Here is a 9,034-nt window from a genome sequence, read left to right on the forward strand (position 1 = left end):
AGTTACGTAAAGTCTGAACATGAACACCAAGCAATTTAGCAGCCTGTCCAATTGAAATAATCTTATTCATTACAAATAAACCTATAACTATTTTAAATGCATTATAAGCTATTTATAGATTTAGTCAAGCAATTGTTAACCCCACTTACTGATAAGGGGACTCCCGGCGACGCAATATCAGTACTTTTCAAAAAGCTCATGAAATAATTCAGTTTTGACTCTGAATATTACACGCACCGTAATGTTTATATATTATTCATCCGGCATTTTCTGCCAGCGCACCCATAATAAACTGCGCGGTGATTAAATACTTCTGTCACCGGTAATATTCCGGACATGCACAGAACAAAAGACCGGGTTCCTGACGGAAACCCGGTCTGCAAAACCTCTGAAATCAGCTATAAAGCGATGCTCAGAATGTCTATACTGTCACGACTACTTCTTAACATTGAACAGGAAGGTAATAACGTCACCGTCCTGAACCACGTAATCCTTACCTTCAGCTCTCATCTTACCAGCTTCCTTGGCACCTGCTTCACCATTGTAGGTAATGTAGTCATCGTAGCTTATGGTGTTTGCCCTGATAAAGCCCTTTTCGAAGTCGGTGTGAATCTTACCGGCAGCCTTTGGAGCTGTGGCACCTACAGGAATGGTCCAGGCGCGAACTTCCTTTTCACCTGCAGTGAAGTAGGTATGAAGCTTAAGAAGCTTATAACCTGCTCTGATAACGCGGTTAAGACCAGGTTCTTCAAGACCGAGGCTTTCAAGAAATTCCTGACGTTCGTCATCTTCCATTGAAGCGAGATCTGATTCCACGGCGGCACAAACAGGAACAACAACTGCACCTTCCTTGTCGGCAATGGCCTGAACCTCGTCGAGATACTTGTTATTGGTGAATCCGTCTTCAGCCACATTGGCAATGTACATGGTAGGCTTTAAGGTAAGGAAATTGCATTCACGGATAAGAGCCTTTTCCTCATCGCTTAATTCCAGAGTCAGGAGCTTCTTGCAGTCATTAAGAACAGGAAGACACTTTTCCAGAACCTTTACTGAAGCCTGAGCATCCTTGTCACCGCCCTTTGCCTTCTTTTCCAGACGGTGGATGGCCTTTTCACAGGTATCGAGGTCAGCAAGCGCAAGCTCGGTATTAATAACTTCAATATCTTCTGAAGGATTGATCTTTCCGCTTACGTGAATGATGTTCGGATCTTCGAAGCAGCGTACAACGTGAGCGATGGCATCGGTCTCCTTGATGTTCATAAGGAACTTGTTGCCGAGACCTTCACCGTTGGATGCACCTTTAACCAGACCGGCAATGTCCACGAATTCCATTGCGGTAGGAACGATCTTCAACGGCTTGTCAATTTTAGCCAGGGCATTAAGTCTCGGATCCGGAACAGGTACAACACCGGTGTTTGGTTCAATTGTACAGAACGGAAAGTTTGCAGCTTCAATGCCTGCCTTGGTTAATGCATTAAATAATGTTGATTTACCAACGTTAGGTAAACCCACGATACCACAATTAAACCCCATTTTTATATACTCCTAAAATTATCGACCTGCCTTGAAGCCGTTCAGCATGTTAGTGGCTTTGGCAATATTCTGGGTAAACAGCAGACCTACTGATTCCACTGCAGCCTGCTTAGCCTGTTCAATAAGCTCCATTTCAGCCTTAGGCGGCTTACCCAATACAAAGTTAATCATTTCGGCTCTGGTAACCGGCTTGCCTATGCCGATGCGGAGCCTGTGGAAATTCTGACAGTTGCCGAGGCAGGCAATAATGCTCTTTAAACCGTTATGACCGCCGGGACCGCCGCCAAGCTTGTATTTTGCTACTCCCGGAGGAAGATCCAGTTCGTCGTGAATGACCAGGATTTCCTCAGGCTTTATCTTGAAGAAATTGGCCAGAGGACCGATTGAGTCCCCGCTCTTGTTCATGTAGGTTGTCGGGAATACGAGTCTTACTTCCTGACCTTCAATCATGCCCCTGCCGACTTCACCGTTATATTTACTGTCGGTTCTCAGGCTGATTCCGTACCTGTCGGCAATCATGTACATGACATCAACACCCATGTTGTGTCTGGTATGAGCGTACTCACTGCCCGGATTACCGAGTCCGGCTATCAGTTTTACAGTCATGAAACCTCCTGAAAAAACAGGCATGATCAGATAAATGACATGCCTGTTTGACAAAAATAAGACCTATCAGCCGAGCTGTACCGGAATGTCCTTGCTTGTACGCACGATATCATTCTTTTCGTTAAGGTATACGAGACTTGGCTTGTGATCCTTCACCTCGCTTTCATCAAAAATACCATAGGCACAGATTATGACCTTATCCCCCACTGCTGCCATTCTGGCGGCTGCACCGTTTAAGGAAATAACCTTAGAACCTCTTTCGGCAGCTATTGCATAGGTATGAAATCTTGCACCGTTTTCTACAACATAGATATCGATCTGTTCATGTTCCGCAATGCCGGCGGCGTCCAAAAGATCCAAATCAATGCCGCAGGATCCCTCATAATTCAATACGGAGTGAGTAACCCTGGCCTGATGAAGCTTACCTCTGAGTAAAATCCTTTGCATTTTGTTACCTTACCTTATGCATGGAAAAACGATATCCTTACTAAATCGACTTCCGTAAAATACGGTAAATCATTTAATAAAGACACCGGATTTCAATAATATCTGTTATCAACAACCTGTTTAAAAAGAAAAAAATCACAGTCTGCCCATACAAATCCGTTCTGAACAGGTCAGCCCCGAACACCTTGGCTTTAACATAAACATCTGTAATTTTTTGAAATTGTGCACATTATATATTAATCGTCATGTATAAACAGCTAAAAATTGATTTTTTGACAAATTTATAATCTGCGGCTTTGCTTTCGCGGAAGATAACGGACTTAGGTGAAGCCGCGAAAAACACCACCAGCGGAATCTTACTCAAAGACTCCGTCACAGCCTTGTGAAAGTGAAAATACCATTCACTCTCCGGAAGCGCTGCAGGCCGCACCTGTCATTGAATACAGGCCTGTTCAGGAGATTTTTCAGACAGTACATATATTGACAAACTTAAAACTTTTTATTAACAATTCTTGATAAAAACATAAAGAAAAGTACAGAATATGACTGTCTGTTTGACAAGAACAAAACACGCCGCCGGAAATAATTTTTTTTGCGGAAGGCTAACGGCAGACGATTAATCAAATTAAGAGGACTGGTATGGGCAAATTTGTCATTAGAGAAACCAATACGGGCATCAAATTCGATTTGAAGGCCACCAATGGTGAAGTTATTCTGACATCTGAAGTTTATTCAGGTGAACCTGCTTGCAGGAAAGGTATTGAAAGCGTTAAGAAAAACGCTCCTGCCGCAAATGTTGAAAACCAGACTGTGGAAGGCTTCGAGGTTCAGAAGCATCCTAAGTTCGAAATCTATACCGACAAGGCCGGCGAATTCCGCTTCAGACTGAAGGCCACAAACGGCGAAATTATCGGTGTAAGCGAAGGCTACAAGGCATTAAAGAGCGCCGTAAACGGAATCGAAAGCGTCAAGAAGAACGCCCCTGAAGCAGAAACCGTAAAAGAATAAGCTGAGTAACGCCATAAACTTAAAATAAATAACGAACTATCTATTATTATGAACAAAAAAAATGCCGCAGTCAGATGACTGCGGCATTTATTTCTATCTGTTCATTCTCCCATGCCCTTCCGTCACCGCTGACGAATTCAGTCGGGACTATTGGAACACCGGGACTGATTATCAGGCCTGTCTGTCAACAACCAGGTTATCAATCAGACGAACCTTACCGAGATATGCGGAAGCCAGAATTACAAGCTTCTTTGAACCGGCAATTTCAGGATTCAGCGTAAGTGCGTCAACAACGGTAATGTCATCGGTTCTGAATCCCTTGTTGTCCAGGAAGTTACAGGTTTCATCAACAAGCTCATTAATCTCATCCTGCTTCTTTGCAGTAACAAGCTTTTCGGCAAGAGACTGAAGAGCCTTGTTGAGTAACGGAGCGATTGATCTTTCAGCCTGGTTGAGAAGGCTGTTGCGTGATGAATAGGCCAGACCGTCTTCATAGCGAACGATAGGCACCTCGATAATCTTAAGCTGGAAGTTCAGATCCCTTACCATTTCCTTGATGAGTGCTACCTGCTGGTAATCCTTGAGACCGAAGCAGGCAAAGTCAGGCTGAACAATGTTGAACAGTTTGCTTACAACGGTGGCCACACCTCTGAAATGTCCCGGTCTTAACGCACCTTCAAGACTGTTGCAGAGATCCGGAACTTCGATGTATGACTGGAAATTAAGCCCCTGCGGATACATGATTTCCGGGGTCGGAGTGAAAACAGCGTCAACACCGGCCTTTTCGAGCAGGGCAAGATCGTTTTCCAGTGTACGCGGATAGCTCTTAAGATCTTCCGCACGGTCAAACTGCATAGGATTTACAAATACGCTCACCACAACCCTGTCGGCAGCCTTTTTAGCTTCTTCAACAAGAGCAAGATGACCGCAATGCAGATTACCCATGGTAGGAACAAGGGCAATGGTCTCTAATTCCTTCTTAAAACCAACAACTATGTCTCTTATATCTGTAATACTGTTTGCAACTTTCATAAAGAACTTCTTTTTTTATTCCGTTTCACAAAATACTTAAGGGATCGATAAACGGAAATCCCCTCTTAATTAAAACTCTGAGCGTCTGTCGGATACTGTCCGGACTCAACCATGGAAACATAAAGCTTGATGGCATCAGATACGTTCCCAGTTTCCTTAAGGAAATTAAAGGCGAACTTCGGAGTGTGTCCCACAGTGAATCCAAGGGCATCATGCATAACCAGAACCTGACCGTCAGTCTGATTGCCGGCTCCGATACCGATTACGGGAACACTGACGGTTCTGGTAATCTCTGCGGCAAGCTCCTTAGGCACACATTCAAGAACAATCATTGAAGCACCGGCATCAGCTACCGCAAGACATTCATCCATAAGGCGTTTTCCGGCATCTCCGCGCCCCTGTACCTTATAGCCGCCGAACACGTTTACGGACTGAGGAGTCAGTCCGAGATGACCGCATACCGGAACGCCGTTGTTCACGAGGGTACGAATACCGTCACAGAGGAATGAACCGCCCTCAATCTTTACGACATTTGCACCGGCACGCATGAGCTTTGCGGCATTGGCACACATTGAACTGATGTCGCAGCAGGTCATAAAAGGCATGTCGGCAAGAATAAGCGCATTGCGGACGCCCCTTCTTACGCAGGCAGTATGATAGGCCATGTCATCAATGGTAACGGCCACGGTGCTGTCTCGCCCCTGAATGGTCATTCCAAGTGAATCGCCGATAAGAATGGCACTTATGCCGGCCTCATCGAAAATACGAGCAAAAGTCGCATCATATGCTGTAATGGTTGCAAATTTTTTGTTTTCATTCTTTAACTTCTGTAAAGTTGAAACCGTAACACTCATAACAACGCCTCCGTGTACAGCCATCCACATAAAACATACGGCTTGTCAGTTAGACTCAAAAAAACAAAACAAAAACCGCCGGTGCGGTTAACAACCGTAGATTATAGCACAGCTGACATGACAAAAAATCAATGAATTGATCTGATTATCGTCATCAGATATTCGGCTATAACCGGTTATAAACCATATCTATACTTAGACCAGGCCCTGAGCGTAAGCCATTTGCCTTTACCTCCTGCCCTTCCGGATCTGTTTTCAAGATATGAAAGACGTCTCATGGCACGCACATCATCCACAGGCAGTGAAGGCAACACATCCCTAAGCTTTCTGCCGTCGTTATGGGTAAATTCCGGATTGATTTCAAGAAGCGGAATCACCACAAAGGCCCTGTTGAAAATTTCAGGATGCGGAACCTTAAGCTCATCATCGCAAAAAGTTTCATTGCCGTAGTAGAGCACGTCCAGGTCCAGAGTTCTTTCTCCCCAGTGACGCACCCTGACACGATGATGTCTGTTCTCAATCTTGAACATTTCCCTAAGCAGTTCGTGAGCTTCAATGGCAGTCTCAAGCTCGGCCACTGCATTTATGAAATAATTCTGATCCTGAGGCCCCACCGGTTTTGTGGAATACAGGGAACTGCATGCCGTAACCTTTACGCCGGGCACGGCGTCTATCTCTCTAATGGCTTCAAGAAGATGCCTTCTGGAATCCCCGAGATTGGATCCCATGCCGATATAAACCTTTTTGCTTTCAGTCATGATTAAGTAAGACTCCGTATTCAATGCCGGGATTACGTTAGAAACAGATGACAGCACACTGCCACTTATCCATCATACCGGCATCAGATAATTCCGAACGCTTCCGGACTGTCTACATCCACTCAGTAAGATTCAGACTTTCGTCACCTCTGCGGCTCCCGCCCTTCATCTTATCTTTTCCGGAACGTTTTTTTCTTGATTTTGTTTTGGTCTTTTCCGAGCCGCGGGACTTTCTTCCTGACTTTTTAAGTTCCTTCTTCAGAGACTCCTCCCTTTCGGAAGCTCTGGCTCTTTCCTTGGCGCGTCTGCTGTTGAGAATCTCCATTTCCTCAATGGCTTTCTCTACGTCGGCATCGTCCCTGCCGCCTGATTTTCCGCGGGACTTAGCCTTTCTGAACATGAGCGCCCTGGCACTCTGGAACTCGTACTCCTCCTCCCAGCTTTCACAGGCATCGGCAAGAGAATCGTCCATAAACGCACGCAGGCGCATGAAATCAACACCGGCCCTGAAAAACTTGTTGGCAAGAATGTGCTCCAAATTGTCAGCACCATCCATACCGTTATCAAGGTCTGCCTGAAGTCTCCAGATTTCCATTATGATATCTTGAACCATGTTAGGGAAATTGGTAATGGCAAGCTGTGAGGCAATAACCTTGGCACCAATCAGATCTATGAGGGATTTTTCTGAGGAATGAATGAATCCCGGAGCCGTTCGCAACCTGTTGAGCATACTGTTCACCAGTGGCCACAGCAGCACGGCATACAGGAATGCCGGCATGTTCGGTTTGCCCTGTCTGTGACGCAGATCGGAACGCTTAAGTGATTCACCGATGAAACCGTTGAAGTAGTCACTGTCAAAGACTACGCCCTGCTCCGTAAGAAACAGTTTCAGAATATTGCTTTCCTTAAGAACCTTAAAACTCCTGTAGCCGTAGCCTGAAAGGAAGAACTTATTCACTTCCTCAAACAGACGACTGCTGTTGATGTTCTTAATCAGGGCGAAGTTGCCTTCAAAGCCCTTCATAGTTCTTTCGGATATCTTAAAGCCGAGTTTGGCCGCAAAACGGTAGGCCCTGATGATTCTCGCCGGATCCTCGTGAATGCGGACAACGGGATCGCCAATCATGTCAATGGTTCCCTTCAGAATGTCGTAATATCCGCCGTGAAAATCATAGATGATACGGTTCTTTGGAGAATAGTAAAGTGCATTGATACTGTAATCGCGACGCTTTGAATCCTCCTCAATGCTGTCACCGTAGCTGTTGTCACGGGTAAGCATACCTGCATCACCGGCACTTCTGCCAGCAGCACTTTCCTCATTGTTTCTGAAGGTGGCAACCTCTATGATTATCTGGGATTCACGGTGTCCAAATACACAGTGCACGATCTTGAAACGTCTGCCGATTATTCTTCTCTGGCAGTTTTTGACGACCTTACATATCTGATTCGGTGTGGCATTGGTGGTTACGTCAAAATCTTTAGGCTCCTCACCGAGAATAAGATCCCTCACCCCGCCGCCTACGATGTAGGCTTCAAATCCTGCACGGTTAAGCTGTGACACAACACTGAGCGCTTCCGGCAGAATGGCCTTGTGATCTATGGAATCCCCGGGGATCTTAAACATGCAGGATCCGTCCCTCAGGGCAACCTGCTTTCTTTTCTTGGATTCAGCCACTAATTCGTATGCGTCTGTTATTAAAGACTGACTGACTTTGGTTCTGCTCAAAATAGACCTCTGTATAAAAGCAATAAACAATACGGAACCTAAAACAAAGGATACGTGATACGGAAAAATAAGGACAGACACATAAAAAACCCCGGAATTTCTCCGAAGTTTCCCAGGGCAAGCCCCTAACAAACGGAAGGAATGAAGAATGTTCACTCGGAAACATCATCAAAGTCATGCGTGATGCTCCGGACTCAATATTTCCAGATTCCGCACCGGTTCCTTTAACCGGTAATATCCGGGTATCTTTCTCCAGAGGCCTGTCGGCCTTCAGAATCCGCAGATGCGGACCACTGCCGCACAAGAGTGCGGATAAGAAAAAACCGGAAAATCCGTATCAGACAGAGATCGAATCTGACAACAGCCGTAGGATTAGCATAAGCCGAGACACAATGTCAGGGCATTAATTTTTGAATTTTCAAAAAAACGCAAAAATTAATTCACTGGCATCGTCTTAGGGCGGGTACGCAAAAAACTTACTGCGGCTGAGGCGTTCGGTAAATGAACATATCATCCGATCCCGGTTCCGCTGAAACGGAACAAAACCGTTTCAAATAAAACACGCACATTCTATCACAATTAGACGAAAAACAATCATTTACTGAATTTTAGTAATAAACAAACTTTTTAAACAGAATGTCTGTTTATTAGTCAAAACCGTGTAAAATAACGAAAAATCAAACAAAAAACGACCAATCAAACCAATTTCCAAAAAAATTATTTAAAAAGTGTTGACGAAAGAAAAATAAACTTGCATAATGCACCCACTTTTTAGTTAAGTGCTGACAGGCACAGCGAAGGATAACATGGCTATGTAGCTCAGTTGGTTAGAGCATCGCACTCATAATGCGGGGGTCACCAGTTCGAATCTAGTCATAGCCACCAAATCAGTGATAGGGGTATCGTCAAGCGGTAAGACCCAGGGTTTTGATCCCTGTATGCGCTGGTTCGAATCCAGCTACCCCTGCCACCACAAAACTGAAAAAGTATACGTTGGGGTATCGCCAAGTGGTAAGGCAGCGGATTCTGATTCCGCCATCCCAAGGTTCGAATCCTTGTACCCCAGCCAT

General features: G+C 45.1%; 8 protein-coding genes and 3 tRNA genes. 4 read left to right on the top strand and 7 right to left on the bottom strand.

The window, feature by feature from the left end; all coding sequences use genetic code 11:
* Positions 1-435 precede the first annotated feature (435 nt).
* From ychF to panD, 3 genes are all read right to left on the bottom strand, one after another.
* Positions 436-1,533, bottom strand: a complete 1,098-nt coding sequence (ychF, locus tag QZU58_RS09295) for a redox-regulated ATPase YchF (protein ID WP_294462622.1) — start codon at positions 1,531-1,533, stop codon at positions 436-438.
* Positions 1,534-1,551: 18 nt separating this feature from the next.
* Positions 1,552-2,139, bottom strand: coding sequence for an aminoacyl-tRNA hydrolase (gene pth / locus QZU58_RS09300; RefSeq protein WP_294462620.1), 588 nt, complete (start codon positions 2,137-2,139; stop codon positions 1,552-1,554).
* 66 nt (positions 2,140-2,205) lie between these two features.
* Entirely contained in the window at positions 2,206-2,586 is a 381-nt protein-coding gene (gene panD, locus QZU58_RS09305; protein WP_031579556.1) for an aspartate 1-decarboxylase, read from the bottom strand.
* A 639-nt stretch (positions 2,587-3,225) separates the two neighbouring features.
* Between panD and QZU58_RS09310 the strand changes: the two genes are divergently transcribed.
* Entirely contained in the window at positions 3,226-3,594 is a 369-nt protein-coding gene (locus QZU58_RS09310; RefSeq protein ID WP_294462611.1) for a YegP family protein, read from the top strand.
* 171 nt (positions 3,595-3,765) lie between these two features.
* Here the strand turns inward: QZU58_RS09310 and panC are convergent, their stop codons facing one another.
* From panC to pcnB, 4 genes are all read right to left on the bottom strand, one after another.
* Positions 3,766-4,626 carry a pantoate--beta-alanine ligase gene (panC, locus tag QZU58_RS09315; protein ID WP_294462608.1) on the bottom strand — a complete coding sequence of 287 codons (861 nt, stop codon included), beginning with the start codon at positions 4,624-4,626 and terminating at the stop codon, positions 3,766-3,768.
* Between the two features lie 65 nt (positions 4,627-4,691).
* Entirely contained in the window at positions 4,692-5,480 is a 789-nt protein-coding gene (gene panB, locus QZU58_RS09320; RefSeq protein ID WP_294496257.1) for a 3-methyl-2-oxobutanoate hydroxymethyltransferase, read from the bottom strand.
* 176 nt (positions 5,481-5,656) lie between these two features.
* Positions 5,657-6,238 carry a 2-amino-4-hydroxy-6-hydroxymethyldihydropteridine diphosphokinase gene (gene folK / locus QZU58_RS09325; RefSeq protein WP_294496259.1) on the bottom strand — a complete coding sequence of 194 codons (582 nt, stop codon included), beginning with the start codon at positions 6,236-6,238 and terminating at the stop codon, positions 5,657-5,659.
* Between the two features lie 112 nt (positions 6,239-6,350).
* Positions 6,351-7,964, bottom strand: a complete 1,614-nt coding sequence (pcnB, locus tag QZU58_RS09330; protein ID WP_294496261.1) for a polynucleotide adenylyltransferase PcnB — start codon at positions 7,962-7,964, stop codon at positions 6,351-6,353.
* Positions 7,965-8,772: 808 nt separating this feature from the next.
* On the opposite strand from pcnB, the gene QZU58_RS09335 reads away from it, so the two are divergent.
* From QZU58_RS09335 to QZU58_RS09345, 3 genes are all read left to right on the top strand, one after another.
* Positions 8,773-8,849: transfer RNA gene (locus QZU58_RS09335), tRNA-Met, on the top strand.
* Positions 8,850-8,859: 10 nt separating this feature from the next.
* A tRNA-Gln gene (locus tag QZU58_RS09340) sits at positions 8,860-8,934 on the top strand.
* A gap of 24 nt (positions 8,935-8,958) precedes the next feature.
* Positions 8,959-9,033, top strand: a tRNA-Gln gene (locus tag QZU58_RS09345).
* The last annotated feature ends 1 nt before the right edge of the window (position 9,034 follow it).

The organism is uncultured Ruminobacter sp., assembly GCA_902764345.1.
Taxonomy (GTDB): Bacteria; Pseudomonadota; Gammaproteobacteria; order Enterobacterales; family Succinivibrionaceae; genus Ruminobacter.

Bases quoted from the DNA above. Each gene is read 5' to 3' on its own strand.
- ychF (WP_294462622.1), bottom strand. From the start codon at position 1,533: ATGGGGTTTAATTGTGGTATCGTGGGTTTACCTAACGTTGGTAAATCA.
- pth (WP_294462620.1), bottom strand. From the start codon at position 2,139: ATGACTGTAAAACTGATAGCCGGACTCGGTAATCCGGGCAGTGAGTAC.
- panD (WP_031579556.1), bottom strand. From the start codon at position 2,586: ATGCAAAGGATTTTACTCAGAGGTAAGCTTCATCAGGCCAGGGTTACT.
- QZU58_RS09310 (WP_294462611.1), top strand. From the start codon at position 3,226: ATGGGCAAATTTGTCATTAGAGAAACCAATACGGGCATCAAATTCGAT.
- panC (WP_294462608.1), bottom strand. From the start codon at position 4,626: ATGAAAGTTGCAAACAGTATTACAGATATAAGAGACATAGTTGTTGGT.
- panB (WP_294496257.1), bottom strand. From the start codon at position 5,480: ATGAGTGTTACGGTTTCAACTTTACAGAAGTTAAAGAATGAAAACAAA.
- folK (WP_294496259.1), bottom strand. From the start codon at position 6,238: ATGACTGAAAGCAAAAAGGTTTATATCGGCATGGGATCCAATCTCGGG.